Here is a 19864-nt window from a genome sequence, read left to right as displayed (position 1 = left end):
TTCAGGGAGCGATCCCTGTCGTCCGCCGGTAGACGTCCACGAGTGCGGCGCGGTCTGTGAACGTCCGCGCGTAGATCGCCTCGAGCTCGGGCGCGAAGCCGCCGTCGGGCAGGAGCTGCGACCCGAGGTAGGCGAACTGCTCGGTGCTGAGGCTGTGCTCGTCACCCCCTGTCGACGACGCGATCTGCGCGAGCACGACGTCGTCGACCGGGATGCGCGCGACCTCGGCCGCGACGAGGCCGTCGACGAAAACGCGCTCGGTGTCGCCCATCCGCGCATAGGAGGCGTGGAGCAGTTCGTGCGCGCCGGTCGTCACCATCTGTTCAGCCCACCGCGGATCAGCCGGACGCAGGATGTAGATGCGTCCGACCGTCTTCGTGCCGCCGAACGTGGTCGCCATGAAGCAGCCCGCGTTGTACCAGCCCTGTTCGACGGGAGGTGCAGGGGCGACGTCGGAGCACGCCTCTTCGATGCCCGCCGCGTCGAGGATCTCAGGCTGCATCTCGAAGAACACGCTGCGTCCCTCGTCAGTGAGGAACATCTGATCGGCGAGCGCGAGGGCGTCCTGCGCCGGTGCGGGCGCCGCGTATCCGCTGACGGTCCGGGACGTCTGGGCGACCCAACCCGCCATGTGGGAGCCCGTCGCGACGTCGGCGAGCACGGCGATCCCGATGATCGCCGCCAGCCAGCCGATCACCCCGGCGCGGCGGTGCCGCGGCGTGCCCGGCACATCGCCCTGGCCGGCCCGCGGCGGCTGCTCGAAGAGTGTCACAGGCGAGAGCCTAGGATGCCTGCGCCACTCACCGGGCCGTGTAGCGCAGGAGGACGAACCCCTCGTCGTCGGTGATGGCGTGTGCGAGCGCGAACGGCCGGTCGGCCTCGGGTGCACCGCGCACGATCCGACCGGCGGATCCGCCGACGAACCGCGGGGCGAGCGTGATGCAGACTTCGTCGACGAGCCCGACGTCGAGCAGGTCGCCGAACAGATGCGGCCCGCCCTCGCAGAGCACCTGCGTCCAGCCGCGTGCGGCGAATGCAGCCAGCATCGCGGGCAGCTCGACGGTCTCCTGGCCGCACTCGATCACGTCGGCTACGGCTGCCAGCGCCCGGCGCCGCGCCACCGGCGCCGCACCCGAAGTCACGATGACCGGACGCCCGACGGCCTCAGTGAAGAACGGCGCATCCGGCTCCAGGTCGAGGTGCCGGCTCACGACCGCGAGCGCGGGCTGAGCAGGCAGGCCCCGGTGCGTCCGCCACGCGCTGTGCTCCGCTCGCACTGTCACACCCCCGTAGCCCTCGGCGCGCACGGTGCCGGCGCCGACGACGATGACATCCGCCATGGTCCGCAGCACCTGCATCAGCGTTCGATCCGTCGCGCCACCCAGCGCGCCGCTTCTGCCGTCCAGGGTCGCGGCGCCATCGGCGCTCTCCACGAAGTTCATCCGCACCCTGGTCTCGGTGCGCGATGGCAGCGCATACGCCTCGAACAGGTCTTCCTGCGAAGGCATCAGTCATTCCCCTCGGGCCGCATGTTGTGCACGAGATAAGCGGGCTCGCGCCAGCCGAGCACCGCCTCCACCATCCGCAGAGCGTCCACCGTCTGACGCACGTTGTGCGTGCGCACGATACGCGCGCCGCTCAGGGCGCAGACGACAGCGGCGGAGATCGAGCCGGCTACACGATCACCGCGGTCGCGCGCCAGGCTCTCGCCGATGAAGTCCTTGTTCGACAGCGCCACCAGCAGCGGCGCGCCGAGGTGCGTCAGCTCCTCGAGGCGCCGGGTGAGTTCGAGCGAGTGCAGCGTGTTCTTGTTCAGGTCATGACCGGGGTCCAGCACGATCCGATCGGCGGGGACTCCACGGTCCAGAGCCCGCTGTCGTCGCTCGGTGAGGAAAGCGGCGACCTCCGTGATGACATCGTCATAGTGCGGCTGCGGGAGCTGGGTGCGCGGCTGGGCGAGGCTGTGCGCGATCACGATCGTCGCGCCGCCCGCGGCCACCACGTCGGCCATCGCGGGCGATCGAAGCCCGGTCGTGTCGTTGATGATGGTCGCTCCCGCCTCGATCGCCGCCTGCGCGACCTCGGGATGGAACGTGTCGACGCTCACGGGTGCCAGCGCCGCGAGTTCACGCACGACGGGGATCACCCGCGCGATCTCGTCCGCGATCGGCAGCGCGGGGCCTGGTGCGAACTTCACTCCCCCGACATCGATGAAGTCGGCGCCGTCCGCCACTGCGGCAGCTCCCGCCGCGACGGCCGCATCCAGCGCGAACGTCGCCCCGCGATCGTAGAAGGAGTCCGGGGTCCGATTGACGATCGCCATCACCGCGAGGCGGCGCTCCAGGTCGAATCTCAGGCTGCCGACGGCGAGTTCACTCACCGCGCCAGGATACGGCCGGTTCAACGGATGAGACTCGCCAGCGGCGTCCCGGCATCCGCCAGGGCCGCGGCATCCACCCGTTCGCCGCTTCGAATCAGCCTCTGGATCGCATCCTGCACGTCCCACACATTGACGTTCATCCCGCCCACCACCCGTCCGTCCAGGGCCCAGAACGCGATGAACTCCCGGGCATCGAGGTCGCCCCGCACGATCAGCTCTGCGCCCGACATGAGCGGAGGGTAGCCGGACAGCTCCATGCCGAGATCGAACTGATCGGTGTAGAAGTACGGGATCTTGTCGTGCACCGCCGACCGCCCCATCATCCCCCGCGCCGCCACCGGTCCCGCTTCGAGGGCGTTCGCCCAGTGCTCGCTGCGCAGGCGGCGCCCGATGACGGGGTGATGAGCATTGGCCACGTCTCCGGCGGCCCAGACATCCGGCGCGCTCGTGCGCAGGGACGCGTCGGTGAGGATGCCGTTGTCGACATCGAGCCCGGCTGCTTCGGCGAGCGCGGTGTTCGGGATGGCGCCCACCCCGATCAGCACGAGATCGGCCGGCACGGTCTCGCCGTCGACGACGACACCTTCAACGCGGTCTCGGCCATCGATCCGCTGCACCTGGACGCTCGCGCGCAGGTCGACGCCGTGGTCCTCGTGCAGCCGGCGGAACACCCCGCCCATCCGCTCGCCCACCGCAGCGGCGAGCGGCACGGGATCGCGCTCGAGGATCGTCACGTCGTTGCCGAACCCCCGCGCGGTGGCTGCGACCTCCATGCCGATCCACCCCGAGCCGATGAGCACGAGCTTCCGCCCGCCGTCGCGGAGCTTCTCGGCCAAGGCCTCAGAGTCGTCCAGCGTGCGCAGCGAGTGGACGCCCTGGAGGTCATGGCCGTCGATCGGCAGCCGACGCGGCGAAGCGCCGGTGGCCAGCAGCAGGGCGTCGTACGACAGGTCTCCATCGCTGGTCGCCACCCGGTGCGCGGCGGCGTCGAGCGCGGTCGCCGTGGTGCCGGTGCGCAGGTCGATGTCGTGCTCGGCGTACCACTCGGCCGGATGGAGGATGACTTCGCCGAGACCTTCCGAGCCCGCGAGGTAGCCCTTCGACAGCGGGGGCCGCTGGTACGGGGGATGCGCCTCCGCGGTGACGACCGTGACGTCGCCGTCCCACCCCTCGTCCCGCAGCGTCTCCGCGGCCTTCCCGGCCGCGAGTCCCCCGCCGACGATCACGATGTGCGCCATGGCTCCTCCTCGATCGCTGCCGCGCTGCGCCTCCGTGCTCCGACGATACGCCTGCTCGGCGGCGCCGATCCGGCGCTCGTTCCAGGATTGAGCCGGACCACTCCGCGCGATATCCAGCAGCGGCATGCGTTACCTCGCCATAATGAGGGCATGACCGCACCGCGCATCCTCGTTGTCGACGACGAGCCGAACATCCGCGACCTGCTCATCACGAGCCTGCGCTTCGCGGGCTATCAGGTCCGGGCCGTCTCCAATGGGGCCCAGACCATCTCAGCCGTTCTCGAGGAAGAACCCGACCTGATCATCCTCGACGTGATGCTGCCCGACATGAACGGGTTCAGCGTGACGAAGCGGCTGCGCGGTGCCGGATACACCGCGCCGATCCTCTTCCTCACGGCGAAGGACGACACCGAGGACAAGATCACCGGCCTGAACGTCGGCGGCGATGACTACGTCACGAAGCCGTTCAGCCTCGACGAGATCGTCGCCCGCATCGCCGCGATCCTGCGTCGCACGATGCAGGCCGACGAGGAGTCGATGATCCGCGCGGGCGAGCTGACGATGGACCAGGACACGCATGACGTCCGCGTCGGCGAGGTGTCGATCGATCTGAGCCCGACCGAGTTCAAGCTGCTGCGCTACCTCATGCTCAACCCGAACCGGGTGCTGTCGAAGGCGCAGATCCTCGATCACGTCTGGGAGTACGACTTCAACGGCGACGCCGGCATCGTCGAGAGCTACATCTCGTACCTGCGCCGCAAGATCGATCCGCATTCCACCGAAGCGCTCATCCAGACCAAGCGCGGCTTCGGCTACATGCTCAAAGCCGGCAAGCCCGCCTGACGCCCGGCCGAGAGGGGGCCGCTCTGGCGACCAAGTCCGATGCGGTCACCCGGTGGTGGCGTGGCACCAGCCTGCGCGCCAAGGTCACCGGGGTCACTGTCGCGCTCCTGGCCGTCGGTCTCGTGGCGGCGGGCATCGGCACGATGCTGTTCCTGCGCAACGCGCTGCTCGCGAACCTGGATGCCCAGCTCGAGTCGCTGGCGCCGACCGATCTGGCCAACGGGCTCTTCGAGGCTCAGATCGACGGCAACCAGGTGACCTTCACGGTGAAAGAGGATGCCGCGGCGACCGACTACTACGTCGCCCTCTACGCACCGACCGGCGAACTGAAGATCTGGACAGGCGGCGACCCGGGTCGCACCCCAGACTTCCCCCCTTCCATCTCACTCGAGCAGACGGCGGCGCGCGGCACCGCCCCGTTCAGCATTCCGAGCGTCGAGGGCGGGTCGGGATTCAGGGCGAGCACCGACTACTACCCGGTCGAGGGCGTCAGCGACCTGTACACGCAGCTCGTCGCCCTGCCGGTCGCCCCGATCAATCAGGTCGTCGCCTCGTTCCTGTCCATCTACGGCATCTTCGCCTTCATCTCGATCGTGGTGGGGGCGCTCATCACGCGCTGGCTGGTGACCCTCACCTTCCGAAGTCTCGGCCAGGTCGAGTCCACCGCGATGTTGATCGCCGCCGGCGACTTCAGCCTGCGCATGACCGACATCGAGCCGACCACCACCGAAGTCGGGCGGCTCAAGACCGCGATCAACGCGATGCTCGGACGAGTGGATGCCGCGATCTCCCAGCGCGACGCCACCGTGCGGCAGATGCGCCGGTTCATCGGCGACGCGAGCCACGAGCTGCGCACCCCGCTGGTCACCGTGCGGGGCTACGCCGAGCTGTATCGCATGGGCGCGATCACGGGCGATGACGACGTCTCGCAGGCCATGGAGCGGATCGAGAAGGAAGCCATGCGCATGGGCGTCCTCGTCGAGGATCTGCTCGCCTTGGCACGCCTCGACGAGCGGCGCGACGTCGTGATCACGCCGGTCGACCTCCGGCCGATCGCCCGGGATGCCGCCATGGACGTGCGCGCGGCATCCCCCCACCGTCCGGTGACGGTCATCGATACGACGATCGCCGAGCTGCCGGCGCCGGCCCCGGATCCAGAGGAGCAGGAGCCCGGCGACAGCCCCGCTCGCGGCCGCCGCACACCGACCAGCCCGTCGGCGATCTCCCGCGCGGGCGCAACCCTCTCGCTGCTGCGCCGCCGACCCCGACCCGTTCCGGCGTCGCAGGCGACGACCTCCGGTGAAGCTCCTCCGATGTCTCCCGTCGATCTCGGACAGGAGACGGATGCCGTGTCCCTGACCCCGCCGATCGTGCTGGGGGACGAGAACCGCGTCCGGCAGGTGGTCGCGAATCTGCTCGGCAACGCCCGGCGCTTCACGACGACGGATTCTCCGATCGAGCTGCGGGTCGGGGTCGACCCGATCGCGCGCACCGGGTGGATCGAGGTCGTCGACCACGGCGAGGGCGTGCCCGACCAGATCAAGGAGAAGATCTTCCAGCGCTTCTGGCGAGCCGACACCTCACGCGCCCGCGAAACCGGGGGCACGGGTCTCGGCCTGTCGATCGTCTCGTCCATCGTCGAGGCGCTGCACGGCACGGTCGAGGTGATCGACACGCCGGGCGGCGGCGCGACCTTCCGGGTGGCGCTCCTCCTCGCGCCCGATCCGGCTCAGGCGTCGACGCCGACGGAGCCGCTGCGCATCGGCGAGAACGGCTGATCTCCTCCCCAGCCCGCGCGGTAGAGGCGGTGTCCACCGCGCGTGGACGCGGGCCTCGGGGTGCTGCGCGAGTACCTAGCGTGGACCTCCCCGACACAGAGGAGCCCTCATGGCCACGTTCTCCGTCGACAGCGACGCTGTCTTCTCCGCCTCCGCCGCCGTGCGCGGCACGATCGATCGCCTGGAGGGCGAGACGCACGCGATGCTCTCGCAGCTCACCCAGCTGCAGGCATCCTGGACCGGCGGGGCATCCGTCGCCTTCCTGTCCGTGATCGACCAGTGGCGCGCGACCCAGCGCCAGGTCGAAGACTCGCTCGCCGCGATCAACGGCGCCCTCGGCGTCGCCGCCCGCCAGTACGCAGAAGCCGAGCAGGCCTCGCTCAGTCTGTTCCGCTGACCCGGATCCTCCCGGAAAGGAAGAAGGGCCCCTCCGTAAGGAGGGACCCTTCTTCGTGAATGCCTGTCGGCGCTCTGCGGACTTAGAAGTCCATGCCACCCGACGGGTCGCCGGCCGGAGCCCCGACCTTCTCGGGCTTGTCGGCGACGACGACCTCGGTGGTGAGGAACAGCGCGGCGATCGACGCGGCGTTCTGCAGCGCGGAGCGCGTCACCTTGGCCGGGTCGATGATGCCCTGTGCGAACAGGTCACCGTACTCGCCGGTCGCGGCGTTGAGGCCGTGACCGATCGGCAGGCCCGCGACGGTGTTCGCGACGACGCCGGGCTCGAGACCCGCGTTGAGGGCGATCTGCTTGAGCGGAGCCTCGATCGCGACACGCACGATGTTGGCACCGGTCGCCTCGTCACCGGTCAGCTCGAGGCCCGCGAGGGCCTTCTTGCCGGCCTGGATGAGCGCGACGCCACCACCGGGGACGATGCCCTCCTCGACGGCCGCCTTCGCGTTGCGAACGGCGTCCTCGATGCGGTGCTTGCGCTCCTTGAGCTCGACCTCGGTCGCTGCGCCGGCCTTGATGACGGCAACGCCACCGGCGAGCTTGGCGAGGCGCTCCTGGAGCTTCTCACGGTCGTAGTCGCTGTCGGTGTTCTCGATCTCGCGACGGATCTGGGTCACGCGACCCTCGAGGAGCGCGGGGTCGCCGGCGCCTTCGATGATCGTGGTCTCATCCTTGGTGATGATGACCTTGCGCGCACGGCCGAGCAGGTCGAGGGTCGCGTTCTCGAGCTTGAGACCGACCTCCTCGGTGATGACCTGTCCACCCGTGAGGATCGCGATGTCCTGCAGCTGCGCCTTGCGGCGGTCGCCGAAGCCGGGAGCCTTGACGGCAGCCGACTTGAAGATGCCGCGGATCTTGTTGAGCACGAGAGTCGCAAGCGCCTCGCCCTCGACGTCCTCGGCGATGATGACGAGCTCCTTGCCGTCCTGGATCACCTTGTCGACGATCGGCAGAAGGTCCTTGATGTTCGAGATCTTCTGGTTCGCGATCAGGATGTATGCGTCCTCGAAGACGGCTTCCTGGCGCTCCGGGTCGGTCACGAAGTAAGGGTTGATGTAGCCCTTGTCGAAGCGCATGCCCTCGGTGAGCTCGAGCTCGGTGCCGAAGGTCTGCGACTCCTCGACGGTGACGACGCCTTCCTTGCCCACCTTGTCGATGGCCTCGGCGATCAGCGCGCCGATCTCCGGGTCAGCGGCCGAGATCGAAGCGGTGGCGGCGATCTCCTCCTTGGAGGTGACTTCCTTTGCGCTCGCGAGCAGCTCGGCGGTGATGGCCGCAACGGCCTTCTCGATGCCCTTCTTGAGCGAGATGGGGTCGGCTCCGGCTGCGACGTTGCGCAGGCCTTCGCGAACGAGCGCCTGTGCGAGGACGGTGGCCGTCGTGGTTCCGTCACCGGCGACGTCGTCAGTCTTCTTGGCGACCTCCTTGACGAGCTCCGCGCCGATCTTCTCGTACGGGTCGTCGAGCTCGATCTCCTTGGCGATCGAAACGCCGTCGTTCGTGATCGTGGGGGCGCCCCACTTCTTCTCGAGCACGACGTTGCGGCCGCGGGGGCCCAGTGTCACCTTGACTGCGTCGGCCAGAATGTTCAGGCCGCGCTCGAGGCCACGGCGGGCCTCCTCATCGAAAGCGATGATCTTTGCCATGTGTGTGTCGTCCCTCCCGGACGTAGTGGTCTTTAGCACTCAACAGGAGTGAGTGCTAATCCATTCTGGCACTCGACCCAGGAGAGTGCAAGCCGCGCCGACCTCCGCGCTACACAGTCGGACACACGACGGCACCCCGGGAGCGAAACGCTCGCCGGGGTGCCGGAAGACTGTGCGGTATCGGATGCCGCGGACCGCGGCATCCGATCGTCAGACGACGCGGACCGCCTCCGCCTGCGGACCCTTCTGTCCCGTCCCCACCGTGAACTCGACGGCCTGGCCCTCTTCCAGAACGCGGAAGCCGGTCATGTCGATGTTCGAATAGTGGACGAAGACGTCCTGGCCATCTGAGACGGTGATGAAGCCGAAGCCCTTCTCGGCGTTGAACCACTTGACGGTGCCCTTGGTCATGGTGCTCACTCCTGTTTGCTGACAACAGGGCCATCGTATGGTCGGCATTCCGGCCGAATCGGCCGTGTGGTCAACTGTTGACACGCATGCCGCGAAGTGTTTACTCGGCCGAAACACTGCGCCGAACGGGCTCAGGGAGTGGCGGAGGGACTCGGTGGATTGGCCGTGCGGTCGAGGCCGACCACGACCACGAGCTGCTTCGCCTGGCTCTCGTCGACATCCGCGGTGTTCGGGTCGTCGACCGGCTGGTAGACGTCGCTCTGCGCGACCTCCGCGCCGCCGAGGACCTCATCCGCGAGTCCGCGGGCCGCCGCCTCGTCCTCGGGGAACGCGTAATAGACCGTGGTCTGCGCGAAGTCGGTGGAGCCCGCGTCGCTGGGGTGCACGGTGTCGGGCGCCCAGCCCGCTTCGACGATCAGATCCTTCGTCCGCGTGGCGAGTCCCTCCTCGGGCGTCGCGTTGAGCACGATGACCGAGTACGAGGTGTCGACGACGCCGGTCACCTCCGGGATCGGAGTGGACGTGGGGGACGGTGTCGGGAAGAGCACGACGCGCCCTGAGGCGATCAGGGTGCCGAAGATGCCGACGCCGACGAGGACGATCGTCGCGAGCACCGCCCACAGCAGCACCACCCAGCCGCGCATCCGGGGATTCTCGGCACGATGTGCGCCGACCCGACCGGCGGCCGCGGGCAGATCGTCGAAGCGATCGCTCGGGTAGCTCGTTTTCGGCACCTGACGATGCTACCCGGCCGCGCTCGGCGACCCGTTACCGGCGCCGTGCACCGGGTGTTCGATCCCGCTCGCGGTGCGCACCGCATCGCGCTGCCGGCGCAGGCGCTTGACGAGCATGGGGTCGTGCTCCTGCGCGTCGGTGGTGTCGATCAGGCGGCCGAGGAGCTGGTAGTAGCGGGCGGGCGACAGCTCGAGGTCGGCGCGGATCGCCTCTTCCTTCGCACCCACGTGGCGGCGCCACTCCGCTTCGAAGTCGAGGATCGCTCGATCACGGTCGGTCAGGGGCACTCGTCCACGCTAACCCCGGCTCGTCGATCCATCGGCGCGCCACTCCACGAACGCCCCGAGCGGGTCGACCGCGGCCAGCGGGACTCCATCGCGGCCGAGGACGAACCCGCCCCAGGCGCCGGCATCGATCGGCGGATGCCACGCCTGATGCAGTCCGGGCTGATCGATCGTGATCCACACGGCAGGCAGCGCTGCGAGCGCGCCGAGCAGTCGCTCGCGCCCGGCGCGCGGGATGTGCGGCAGGACTCCGGGTGTGGTGATCACCAGCGTCGCGTCACGGGGAGCGAGCGCCGCGACCGAGGCCAGGACGGCCGGGTCGCTCGCGTCCCCCGCCACGAGCAGCGGCGGGTCCGCCGCGACGATGTCGAGCGCCGCCTCGATCCGAGCCTCGCGTCCCTCCTCCCCCGGCCAGACGAGGGTCGTGAGGAACCGACGATCCGCGGGATCCCGCGCGTCGAGCGGTGCGAGGTCGATGCCGGCGCGCCAGACGACCTGCGGCATCCGCAGCGGCGGCGAACCCCGCAGTTCGCTCTCCAGCACGACCGTCGAGCGTCCGTCCACGGGATCGAGCGCCACCGGCGTCGCACCGGCGTAGCGGTAGGAGTAGCGGTCCGGGTAGAGGCACAGGCCGGCGCTCGCGCCGAGCTCGAGCAGCGCGATCGGCCCCTTGATGCTGCTCAGCGCGGGCAGCAGCGCGGCGCAGCGGAGGGGCTCGTTGGTCTGGAGTCCCCGGCGCGCGCACTCCGCCTCGACGTCGGCGGCGTGCTGCCCGAGCCAAGCCGCCCACTGCGCGAACGACCCGACCGACGCGCCGAGCAGACGAGTCACCGCGAAGACGAGCGGCGGCTGCCGGCGCGTCTCGGGGATGCGCGCGAGGATGCCGGCGACCGCAGGATCCGCGGCGACGCCTGCCGCCCACTCCTCGTAGATCGCGGAGCGCCCACGCGCCTCCTCCCGAGCGAAGCGGGCATAGCGCTCGCGGACGGCATCTGCGGCGGTCGCGGCATCCGAATCGCTCGTCACGAGTCCCATTCTGGGTGAACCGGCAGGTACCCGAGGGACAGGGATGCGCGGGGTCGGGTTGAATGGAAGGGCTGGAGGAGAAACCCATGACCTACGAAGTGAACAAGTCCGACGCCGAGTGGCGCGCGCAGCTCGACGCGAATCAGTACGCGGTGCTGCGCGAGGCGGCGACCGAGCGTCCGTGGACCGGTGAGCTCCTCGATGAGCAGCGCGCCGGGCTGTACACCTGTGCCGCCTGCGGCGCTGAGCTGTTCCAGGCCGGCACGAAGTTCGACTCGCACTGCGGGTGGCCGAGCTTCTACGAGTCGATCCGACCCGAGGCCGTCGAGCTCATCGAAGACCGCAGCGTCGGCATGCTCCGCACCGAGGTGCGCTGCGCGGCGTGCGGCTCGCATCTCGGCCACGTCTTCCCCGACGGGGTCGGCACGCCGACCGGCGACCGCTACTGCATGAACTCGATCTCGCTGAAGTTCAGCCCGGAAGAGCAGGCATGACCGTCCCCACGGCCACGGCGCTGGAGGCCGTTCGCGCGCGTCGGTCCTGGTCGAAGGTGACGGATGTCGCCCCCACCCATGCCGAGCTGCTCACTCTCGTCTCGGCCGCGGGACGCGTCGCCGACCACTCGTCGATGCGCCCCTGGCGGCTCATCGAACTGCGCGGCGCTGACCGCGACCGGCTCGGTGCGGCCATCGCCAAGGCGGAGGGCGACAAGAAGCCCTCGACCAAGCCGCTGCGCGCGCCGCTGCTGATCGCCGTCGTCGCGAGCTTCCGCAAGAGCGAGAAGGTGCCGAACTGGGAGCAGGAGGCCGTCGCCTCCGGCGTCGCCCACACGCTCAGCCTGCTGCTGGATGAAGCAGGCTGGGGCGTCATCTGGCGCACCGGCCACTACACGCGCAGCAAGCCGGTCGCGAAGGTGCACGGCCTGGGCAAGGATGAAGTGCTGCTCGGCTGGCTGTACGTCGGCGGCAAGCCGCCGCGGGCCCGCCAGGGCAGGCGCAAGGCCGTGGACGCACGGCACCACATCTCGCGGCTTCCGCAGGCGAAGGCCTGAGGGCGCCTATCTCCCGGGCTGCGGCCTTCTCCGCCGCCACGGCGCGGTCGCGACCACGACCGAGCTGAGCGCGACGGTCACGACGAGCACCTCCTGGACGAGCCCCGGACTCGCCGAAGCCGGCCAGATGGCATCCAGCACGACCGACATGAACAGCTGCCCCACGATTGTGCCGAGCGCGAGCAGCAGCACCCCCGTGTAGGCGACGAGTGCCGCGGAGATGAAGATGTAGGCGACGCCGAGCGTGCCGCCGAAGTACAGCCAGGGCTCCGACGGGAACGCCTCCGGCGACCCGACCAGGCCGACGTGGATGAGCGCCGCCACCGCGAGGATCGCCGTCCCGCCGATGAAGTTGACGAGCGTCGCGGTGAGGGGCGTGCCCACGCGCTGCCGCAGCCGGCCATTCGTCGCCTGCTGCCACGCCACGCCGATGCCCGCGACGAACGGCAGCACCAGCATCCAGATCGGCACATCGCCTACACCCGCGCCCGAGAAGGACAGGATCACCGCGGCGAGGGCCAGGGCTCCTCCGGCGACGCGGGGCATCGTGACGGCGACGACCCCGCCCGGACCGAAGCCGGCGCGGTCGAGGAAGAGCCCGCAGACGGTCTGTCCCGCGACGTAGCCCACGGTGAACAGCGAGACGCCGATGACGCCGACCACGATGCCCTGCGTTGCGACGGTGAGGGCGCCGGCGGCGCCGCCCACCAGCATCCACCACGGAATCGTGCGTCCTCGCACACCCTCGACGAGGTTGCGCACTCCGCTGCGACCGACCGGCAGCGCCGCACTGAGCACGACGAGCAGGGCAAGACCCGACCCGAACGAGATGACCGCGGCCACGAAGCCGTCGCCCAGCCGGAGGCCGAGCTGGCCGTTGATCCGTGCCTGGATCGCGGTCAGAACGCCGATGAAACCAGCGCCGCCCAGCGCCGCCCACAACGGGACGTGCGCGATCTCACGAGTCCCAGAGCCCACGAGCCGACTACGGGACTTGAACCCGTAACCCCCTAATTACAAGTTAGGTGCGCTACCAATTGCGCCAAGTCGGCAGAGCCACCATTCTATCCGCCCGCCGACTGCGCGAATGTCAGGGGGTGGGCGACGGCGTGGGGCTCGCGGTCTTGTAGTACGAGTCGCTCGCGATCGTCAGGACGAACTGCGAGAACTCGGCGGGGTCGTCCAGGGCACCGGCATACGGGATGCCGTTCACGAGCACCATCGGGGTGCCGGTCAGCGCCACCCCGTCGGTGTCGGGGATCGCCTTGAGTGCGCGATCGGTCGCCGCCTTGGCCCAGGACGCGAAGTCCTCGTCCTCGATGCACGCGCGGACCACCTTCGGCGAGGCGGCACCGGACGCCTGGGCCATGTCCGCGAGCTCGTCATCGGTGAAACCGGCGGAGTCGAGATCGGGCTGCTTCGCGAGCAGGGTGGTCGTGAATTTGAAGAAGGTCTCCGGCGAGTGATTGGCGACGCACGCGGCGGCGCTCGCGGCGCGCAGCGAATAGCGCGTTCCGCTCGACTTCGAGGTCAGCATCGCGACGGGGTAGTAGGTCAGCGACGCGGCGCCCTCTGTCACCCAGGACGAGAGCTGCGGCGCATTCGCGGCCTGGAAGTCCTGCGAGCCTGGGGAGAGGTAGTCGACGTAGACCCGGATGTCGACGGCGGCATCGGCCGTCGCGCTCGGGTCCGGCGTAGCCGAATCCACCGGAGCCGCGGTGGCACTCAAGGCTCCGGCATCCGCGTCCGCCATCTCGCCCTGCTCGTCGTCGGGGGCGACGCCCGAGATCGTGGTCACGATCACGCCGTCCGCGGTGACATTGGCGGGGTCGAGCATGGGCTTCGATGCGGCGGAGCCGACCGCCCACGACACCACGACACCGGCGACGACTACGACGGCGACCACGGCGGCGGCGACCGACGCGACCCGGATCTTCCGGGCGCGCGACTGCTTCGCCTGCACCAGCTGCGCCTTCTCACGAACCGCTTCTCGGCGGTCGCTCGGGACGGGAGCGTTCTGCGTGTCGTCGCTCGACATGAAACCTTCTGGGACGGTGGGCCGGTGATCGGCAGGCCGCAGCGGGGATGCGACCGCTCACGATGCTAACCAGGGAGGCTGGGAAATACCCAGACGCCGGCGCACAGGCGGCACTCGGGGCGGACATGACATACTGGGAGGTGCGCCACCGAAGGCGTGCGGGAAGCCCCCGCTCATTCCTCACTACGGATCGTCCGGCACGTACCTGCCGGTGAAGGAGAAGAAAACATGGCGTCAGTCACGTTTGACAACGCAACTCGTCTGTACCCCGGGGGCACGCGTGCCGCCGTCGACAAGCTGAGCCTCGAGGTCGCCGACGGCGAGTTCCTGGTTCTCGTCGGCCCCTCCGGCTGCGGAAAGTCCACCTCGCTGCGCATGCTGGCCGGCCTCGAAGAGGTCAACTCCGGCCGCATCCTGATCGGCGATCGCGATGTCACCGACATCCCGCCGAAGGACCGCGACATCGCGATGGTGTTCCAGAACTACGCGCTGTACCCGCACATGACCGTCGCCGAGAACATGGGCTTCGCCCTGAAGATCGCCGGCGTCGGCAAGGAAGAGCGCGCCGCACGCGTCCTCGAAGCCGCCAAGCTCCTCGACCTCGAGGAGTACCTGACCCGCAAGCCGAAGGCGCTCTCCGGTGGCCAGCGTCAGCGCGTCGCCATGGGCCGCGCGATCGTGCGTCAGCCGCAGGTGTTCCTCATGGACGAGCCGCTGTCGAACCTCGACGCCAAGCTCCGTGTCCAGACGCGTACGCAGATCGCGTCGCTGCAGCGCCGCCTCGGCGTCACGACCGTCTACGTCACGCACGACCAGACCGAGGCCCTCACGATGGGCGACCGCATCGCGGTCCTCAAGGACGGACTCCTCCAGCAGGTCGGCACGCCCCGCGACCTGTACGAGCGCCCGAACAACGTGTTCGTCGCCGGCTTCATCGGCTCCCCCGCAATGAACCTCTTCGCGGCGGACCTCGCCGAGGGCGGCGTTCAGTTCGGCACCGAGGTCGTCCCGCTCGACCGCGACACGGTCGGCCGCGCGAACGGCAGCCAGGTCACCGTCGGCGTCCGCCCCGAGGACATCGTCGTCGGCCCGGCCGACGGCAAGGGCCTCTCCGTGGTCGTCGACCTCGTCGAGGAGCTCGGCGCCGACGGCTACCTCTACGGTCACACCGACATCGCCGGCAAGCGCACCGACATCGTCGCGCGCGTCGACGGCCGTCGTCACCCGAACGCCGGTGACACGGTCACCCTCGCCGCGACCGCGGGCCACGTGCACGCGTTCGATGTCGAGAGCGGCGAGCGCCTCAACGACGCTCCCGTCATCTCGGGCAGCTAGCATCACGACCGCGGCGCGGAGGGTCATCGACCCCCCGCGCCGCGGTTTTTCATTTTCCGGTCGTCCCAGGGGAAGCCATGCCCGCAGCACTCAGCATCACCGCCAGTTCCGTCGACCCCGGGCTGCTGACGCTCCCCTGGTCGACGACGCTCGCCGAGTGGCCGAGCAGCACGATCGTCTTCCTCCCGAAGGGCATCTCCCGCCACCTGGTCCGCTTCGCGAACCTCTCCGGCCGGGTGGTGGCCATCAAGGAGACCACGGAGGAGATGGCTCGGCGCGAGTACGACATGCTCGGCAACCTGGCGAGACTGGATGCGCCGTGCGTCGAGCGTGTGGCCGTCATCGCCGGGCGGGCGACGCCGGAGGGCGAGTCGCTCCCCGCGGCGCTCGTCACCGCCCATTTGAAGTTCTCCCTCCCCTACCGCGCCCTGTTCACCCAGGTGCTGCGTCCGGACACCGCGACGCGCCTCGTCGACGCCCTCGCCGCCCTGCTCGTCCGGCTGCACAATGTCGGCTTCTTCTGGGGCGACGTCTCGCTCTCGAACACGCTCTTCCGCCGTGATGCGGGAGCCTTCGCCGCGTACCTCGTGGATGCCGAGACCGGCGAGCTCCACGAGAGCGGCCTCACCCCCGGACAGCGCGCCCACGATCTCGAGATCGCGCGCACCAACATCGCCGGCGAGATCATGGACCTCGAGGCGGGCGGTCGGCTCGAAGGCGGCGTAGACGCCCTCGCGATCGCGGACGGCATCATGTCGTCGTACGCGTCGCTGTGGGCCGCACTCACCGATCGGGAGTCCTTCTCGTCCGACGAGTCCTGGCGCATCACCGAACGCGTGCGGCGACTCAATGAGCTCGGCTTCGACATCGGCGAGATGTCCATCGAGGCCACTCCCGACGGCACGCGCGTATCGATCCAGCCGAAGGTGGTCGATGCCGGGCACCACCAGCGACGGCTCCTCCGCCTCACCGGGCTCGACGTCGAGGAGAATCAGGCGCGGCGCCTGCTCAACGACCTCGACGAGTACCGCGCCCGTACCGCGCGGCATCCCGATGACGAGGAGATGTCGGCACATGAGTGGGTCACCCGCGTGTTCGAGCCGGTCGTGAAGGCGATCCCGTTCGATCTGCGCGCGAAGCTCGAGCCCGCCGAGGTCTTCCACCAGGTGCTGGAGCACCGGTGGTACGTGTCACAGGCCAGCGGACGGTCCGCCCCGCTCGCGGAGATCCTGACGAGCTACATCGACGGCGTGCTGCGTCACCGGCGCGACGAGGCGACCGTGATGGGCCCCGTGACCGAGACGATGTCGATCCCGATCCTGACCGCCGACGGCGCAGCCATCGACGACGAGGACTACACCGCCGTGGACTGGCGCGACCTGGTCTGACCGATTCGGGATCTCGATACGCTCGCAAGCTCGCTACTCGATCTTGATCCGAGCCGCGTCAACGCGGGCTTCGCTCGCATTGACCCGGCTCGCATCAATACCCGACGGTGAATCGCTCCCGCGGATGCTGGGGCTGCTCGATCTCATCGAGGACGGCGATCGCGAAGTCGTCGCCGCCGATGAACGACTCGCCGTCGTCATCCGTCACGATCACATCTCCGCCGTCGCGGTACGCCCCCGTGCGCTCCCCCGGGTTCCATCCGCCGAAGCCGCCGGCCGGGTGGATGTAGAACCAGTCCAGCGAAGCAGGGGTCTCGCGCAGGTCATGGAGGATGTCGATGGCTTCGAGAGCCTCCGGCTTGTACTCCTCGGTGAACGAGGGCAGGTCGACGACCCGAGGCCCATCGGGCTCGGAGAGGCTGCCGCCCGCCCCGCCGATGACCCCGATGCGGACGCCGGCGGGCAGGGCTGCGACGAGTTCCGCCACGCCCGGACGCAGCTGGCCCTCCATGTCGCCCCGAGCGGGAACCGCGAGGACTATCACCTCGACGCCCTGCAGCTCGGCGACCAGGTTCGGCGCATCCAGGAGGGTGCCCTCGATGTAGGTCGCACCGTCGATCCGCTCGGCGGGCACCGACCGTGCGACCGAGACGACCGTGTGGCCGCGGCGCACCGCCTCCGCGACGATGTGGCGTCCGGCGTAGCCGGTTCCGCCGATGACGGCGATGCGGGTCATGCTGCGCCTCCCGCGGCGCGGAGGGTGGACACCTGGTACAGGGCGACGGATGCCGCGATCCCCGCGTTGAGGGACTCCGTGGCCCCGTCGATCGGGATGGAGACGATCTGATCGCAGGTCTCGCTGACCAGGCGCGACAGGCCCTTGCCTTCCGAGCCCACCACGATCACCACGGGTCGGTCGGCCAGCTCGAGGGCCGGCAGCGAGACGTCTCCGCCGCCGTCGAGCCCGAGCACGAACACCCCCTGCCTCTTGAACTCCTTGAGCGTCGAGGTCAGGTTGGGGGCGATCGCGACCGGAATGCGGGCAGCTGCACCGGCGCTCGTCTTCCATGCGGCGCTGTTGACGCTCGCGGAACGGCGCTGCGGCAGGATCACACCGTGTCCGCCGAACGCACCAGTGGACCGGATGATCGCGCCGAGGTTGCGTGGGTCGGTGATGCCGTCGAGTGCGACGAAGAGCGGCGTCTGGCCGCGGTCGATGACCTTCTCGAGCAGGTCCTGCGGGTGCGCGTACTCGTACGGGGGCACCTTGAGCGCGACGCCCTGGTGCACGCCGTCGAAGCCCGCCATGCGGTCCAGCTCGGGCCGCGTGACCTCCATCACCGGGATCTCCCGGTGGGTCGCGATCGACAGCATCTCTTTGACCCGGTCGTCCATCTCGACGCGCTGCGCGATGTAGAAGGCGGTCGCGGGGATCTTGGCGCGCAGCGCCTCGATCACCGAGTTGCGGCCGGTCACCACTTCGGTGTCGTCGTCCTTCTTCGCAGCGCGCGGGCGCGACTGCGCCTGGCCCGCTGGCCTGCCCTTGCCGCCGGCGGCGGCGTATCGCTCAGCGGCCGCCTTCCGCTTGCCGGCGGGGTGCCACGCGCGATCCTCGGCCTTGGGCGTCGGCCCACGGCCTTCGAGGGATCGCTTGTTCTTGCCTCCGGTGCCCTTGAGGGGACCCTTCTTGCCCTTGCTGGCGCCGGGACGCCCAGGCTTGCTGCCGGCCATTAGTTCTCCTTCGTTGCCGACTGCGCACCGGAGAGAGTCCAGTGCGTGCCGTCGGCGGTGTCTTCGAGGGTGATGCCGGCCGCCGCGATCGCATCGCGGATACGGTCGGCCGTCGCCCAGTCCTTGGTCGCGCGCGCATCGGCGCGCTGGGTGATCATCGTCTGCACAAGATCGTCGAGAACGGATGCCTCGGCCGAGGCATCCGACGACGTCCACTGCGGGTCGAGCGGATTGATGCCGAGCACGCCCGTCATCAGGAGCACCTCGCCGGCAATCGTGCGAGCGGTCTCGAGGTCACCGGCATCCAGTGCCGTGTTGCCCTCGCGCACCCGCGCGTGAATGACGGCGAGCGCCTGCGGCACGCCGAGGTCGTCGTCCAGCGCCGCGGCGAAGTCGTCGTTGCCGTACGAGAACCACCCGAACTCGCCAGCACGGGTGACTCGCTCGAGGAATGTGCGAATGCGATCGAGGGCGGACTCCGCCTCGTCGAACGACGAGGGGGTGATGTCGAGGCTCGAGCGATAGTGCGCCGCGACCAGCGCGTAGCGCACGACCAGCGGATCGCGCTGGCCGAGCACGTCCTCGGCCAGCAGGAAGTTGCCGAGCGACTTCGACATCTTCTGGTCGCCGACCGTCACGAGTCCGTTGTGCACCCAGTACCGGGCGAAACCGTCACCGGCCGCAGCGGACTGCGCGAGCTCGTTCTCGTGATGCGGGAACCGCAGGTCGAGTCCGCCGCCGTGGATGTCGAACTCGGCACCGAGATAGCGGCGCGACATGGCCGAGCACTCGATGTGCCAGCCCGGACGCCCTGCGCCCCAGGGCGAGTCCCAGACTGCGGATTCGGGCTCATCCGCCTTCGCGCCCTTCCACAGCGCGAAGTCGCGAGGGTCGCGCTTGCCACGCGGGTCGGCATCCGCGGCAGGCTCCATCGCGTCGAGCGACTGGCGCGTCAATTCGCCGTACGACGCCCACGAGCGGACGTCGAAGTACACGTCGCCGCTGCCGGTCCCTGAGCCATTGCCGGTCCCTGAGCCTGTCGAAGGGTAGGCATGCCCGGCCTCGACGAGGCGCGCGATGAGCTCCTGCATCTGCGGGATCGACGCGGTCGCGCGCGGCTCGTAGGTGGGCGGCAGGATGCCGATCGCGGAATACGCGCGGGAGAACTCGAGCTCCATCCGATACGCGAGCGCCCACCACGGCTCCTGCGGCGTCGCGTTGGCGAGCACCTTGTCGTCGATGTCCGTGACATTGCGCACGAAGGTGACGCGGTCGAAGCGATGTCCCAGCCAGCGGCGCAGGATGTCGAAGCTCAGCGCGCCGCGCAGGTGCCCGATGTGCGGACCGGACTGCACGGTCGGACCGCACACGTAGATCGTGACGTTCTCGGGGTCGAGGGGCACGAAGTCGCGCAGCGCCTGCGCCTTGGTGTCATAGAGCCGAACCGTCACCGCACCAGCCTACCGGCGGGGTCATGCGTGGCCCCTGTGCGTCGGTCCGTGAGCCTGTCGAAGGGTAGAACTGAGG

At 69.4% G+C, this 19864-nt stretch carries 21 protein-coding genes and 1 tRNA gene; 7 read left to right on the top strand and 15 right to left on the bottom strand.

All coding sequences use genetic code 11. The features are described from left to right. Position 1: 1 nt before the first annotated feature. From ACXJ3V_RS05820 to ACXJ3V_RS05805, 4 genes are read right to left on the bottom strand one after another with little or no spacing between them, the layout of a single operon-like run. Positions 2-772, bottom strand: coding sequence for a hypothetical protein (locus ACXJ3V_RS05820; protein WP_457099311.1), 771 nt, complete (start codon positions 770-772; stop codon positions 2-4). Between the two features lie 28 nt (positions 773-800). Next, positions 801-1508 carry a pyrimidine reductase family protein gene (locus ACXJ3V_RS05815; RefSeq protein ID WP_457099310.1) on the bottom strand — a complete coding sequence of 236 codons (708 nt, stop codon included), beginning with the start codon at positions 1506-1508 and terminating at the stop codon, positions 801-803. After that, the gene (gene folP / locus ACXJ3V_RS05810; RefSeq protein WP_457099309.1) at positions 1508-2380 is read right to left on the bottom strand and encodes a dihydropteroate synthase; all 873 of its coding nucleotides are present in this window, start codon (positions 2378-2380) and stop codon (positions 1508-1510) included. The genes ACXJ3V_RS05815 and folP overlap by 1 nt, the downstream gene beginning before the upstream one ends. Positions 2381-2400: 20 nt before the next feature. Further along, a complete protein-coding gene (locus ACXJ3V_RS05805) occupies positions 2401-3618 on the bottom strand; it encodes an NAD(P)/FAD-dependent oxidoreductase (protein WP_457099308.1) in 1218 nt (405 codons plus the stop codon). Between the two features lie 150 nt (positions 3619-3768). Between ACXJ3V_RS05805 and ACXJ3V_RS05800 the strand changes: the two genes are divergently transcribed. The 3 genes from ACXJ3V_RS05800 to ACXJ3V_RS05790 all read left to right on the top strand — a co-directional run bounded on the left by ACXJ3V_RS05800 (position 3769) and on the right by ACXJ3V_RS05790 (position 6636). Next, positions 3769-4461 (top strand): response regulator transcription factor, encoded by a 693-nt coding sequence (locus ACXJ3V_RS05800; protein ID WP_457099307.1) that lies wholly within the window; start codon positions 3769-3771, stop codon positions 4459-4461. A gap of 143 nt (positions 4462-4604) precedes the next feature. Then, a complete protein-coding gene (locus ACXJ3V_RS05795; protein ID WP_457099427.1) occupies positions 4605-6239 on the top strand; it encodes an ATP-binding protein in 1635 nt (544 codons plus the stop codon). Positions 6240-6348: 109 nt separating this feature from the next. Then, on the top strand, positions 6349-6636 hold the full coding sequence (locus ACXJ3V_RS05790; RefSeq protein WP_457099306.1) for a WXG100 family type VII secretion target: 288 nt from the start codon (positions 6349-6351) through the stop codon (positions 6634-6636). An 82-nt stretch (positions 6637-6718) separates the two neighbouring features. Here ACXJ3V_RS05790 and groL read toward each other — a convergent pair whose 3' ends face one another. From groL to ACXJ3V_RS05765, 5 genes are all read right to left on the bottom strand, one after another. Continuing rightward, positions 6719-8338: a chaperonin GroEL gene (gene groL / locus ACXJ3V_RS05785; protein ID WP_457099305.1), complete on the bottom strand. Its 1620-nt coding sequence runs from the start codon at positions 8336-8338 to the stop codon at positions 6719-6721. A gap of 210 nt (positions 8339-8548) precedes the next feature. Then, complete coding sequence (locus tag ACXJ3V_RS05780) at positions 8549-8749, bottom strand: cold-shock protein (protein ID WP_457099304.1); 201 nt, start codon at positions 8747-8749, stop codon at positions 8549-8551. Between the two features lie 131 nt (positions 8750-8880). After that, positions 8881-9483 (bottom strand): LytR C-terminal domain-containing protein, encoded by a 603-nt coding sequence (locus tag ACXJ3V_RS05775; protein WP_457099303.1) that lies wholly within the window; start codon positions 9481-9483, stop codon positions 8881-8883. A gap of 9 nt (positions 9484-9492) precedes the next feature. Then, entirely contained in the window at positions 9493-9771 is a 279-nt protein-coding gene (locus ACXJ3V_RS05770; RefSeq protein WP_457099302.1) for a DUF3263 domain-containing protein, read from the bottom strand. 9 nt (positions 9772-9780) lie between these two features. Next, positions 9781-10803, bottom strand: coding sequence for a DUF2332 family protein (locus ACXJ3V_RS05765; protein ID WP_457099301.1), 1023 nt, complete (start codon positions 10801-10803; stop codon positions 9781-9783). A 77-nt stretch (positions 10804-10880) separates the two neighbouring features. Here ACXJ3V_RS05765 and msrB point away from each other — a divergent pair, with 77 nt between their 5' ends. Together msrB and ACXJ3V_RS05755 are read left to right on the top strand one after the other, a co-directional pair. Then, positions 10881-11288: a peptide-methionine (R)-S-oxide reductase MsrB gene (gene msrB, locus ACXJ3V_RS05760; protein ID WP_457099300.1), complete on the top strand. Its 408-nt coding sequence runs from the start codon at positions 10881-10883 to the stop codon at positions 11286-11288. Further along, entirely contained in the window at positions 11285-11845 is a 561-nt protein-coding gene (locus tag ACXJ3V_RS05755; protein ID WP_457099299.1) for a nitroreductase family protein, read from the top strand. The genes msrB and ACXJ3V_RS05755 overlap by 4 nt, the downstream gene beginning before the upstream one ends. Positions 11846-11851: 6 nt before the next feature. Here ACXJ3V_RS05755 and ACXJ3V_RS05750 read toward each other — a convergent pair whose 3' ends face one another. The 3 genes from ACXJ3V_RS05750 to ACXJ3V_RS05740 form a co-directional block, all read right to left on the bottom strand. After that, positions 11852-12823, bottom strand: a complete 972-nt coding sequence (locus tag ACXJ3V_RS05750) for a DMT family transporter (RefSeq protein ID WP_457099298.1) — start codon at positions 12821-12823, stop codon at positions 11852-11854. Between the two features lies 1 nt (position 12824). Continuing rightward, positions 12825-12897: transfer RNA gene (locus ACXJ3V_RS05745), tRNA-Thr, on the bottom strand. Between the two features lie 38 nt (positions 12898-12935). After that, positions 12936-13883 carry a DsbA family protein gene (locus ACXJ3V_RS05740; RefSeq protein WP_457099297.1) on the bottom strand — a complete coding sequence of 316 codons (948 nt, stop codon included), beginning with the start codon at positions 13881-13883 and terminating at the stop codon, positions 12936-12938. 228 nt (positions 13884-14111) lie between these two features. On the opposite strand from ACXJ3V_RS05740, the gene ACXJ3V_RS05735 reads away from it, so the two are divergent. Beyond that, the gene (locus ACXJ3V_RS05735) at positions 14112-15218 is read left to right on the top strand and encodes an ABC transporter ATP-binding protein (protein ID WP_457099296.1); all 1107 of its coding nucleotides are present in this window, start codon (positions 14112-14114) and stop codon (positions 15216-15218) included. A gap of 77 nt (positions 15219-15295) precedes the next feature. Then, positions 15296-16606, top strand: coding sequence for a DUF4032 domain-containing protein (locus tag ACXJ3V_RS05730; RefSeq protein ID WP_457099295.1), 1311 nt, complete (start codon positions 15296-15298; stop codon positions 16604-16606). Positions 16607-16700: 94 nt separating this feature from the next. On the opposite strand, the gene ACXJ3V_RS05725 is transcribed toward ACXJ3V_RS05730, so the two are convergent. Genes ACXJ3V_RS05725 through cysS form a run of 3 tightly spaced genes read right to left on the bottom strand, consistent with a single transcriptional unit; the run spans position 16701 to position 19788 of the window. Continuing rightward, on the bottom strand, positions 16701-17342 hold the full coding sequence (locus ACXJ3V_RS05725; RefSeq protein WP_457099294.1) for an NAD(P)-dependent oxidoreductase: 642 nt from the start codon (positions 17340-17342) through the stop codon (positions 16701-16703). Further along, entirely contained in the window at positions 17339-18337 is a 999-nt protein-coding gene (rlmB, locus tag ACXJ3V_RS05720; RefSeq protein WP_457099293.1) for a 23S rRNA (guanosine(2251)-2'-O)-methyltransferase RlmB, read from the bottom strand. Before rlmB ends, ACXJ3V_RS05725 begins: the two co-directional genes overlap by 4 nt. Then, positions 18337-19788 carry a cysteine--tRNA ligase gene (gene cysS / locus ACXJ3V_RS05715; protein ID WP_457099292.1) on the bottom strand — a complete coding sequence of 484 codons (1452 nt, stop codon included), beginning with the start codon at positions 19786-19788 and terminating at the stop codon, positions 18337-18339. The genes rlmB and cysS overlap by 1 nt, the downstream gene beginning before the upstream one ends. Positions 19789-19864: the final 76 nt, after the last annotated feature.

This window comes from Microbacterium sp. P5_E9 (genome assembly GCF_054049175.1).
The sequence above is the reverse complement of the archived record's forward strand: the minus strand, read 5'-3'. Positions and strand labels throughout refer to the sequence as shown.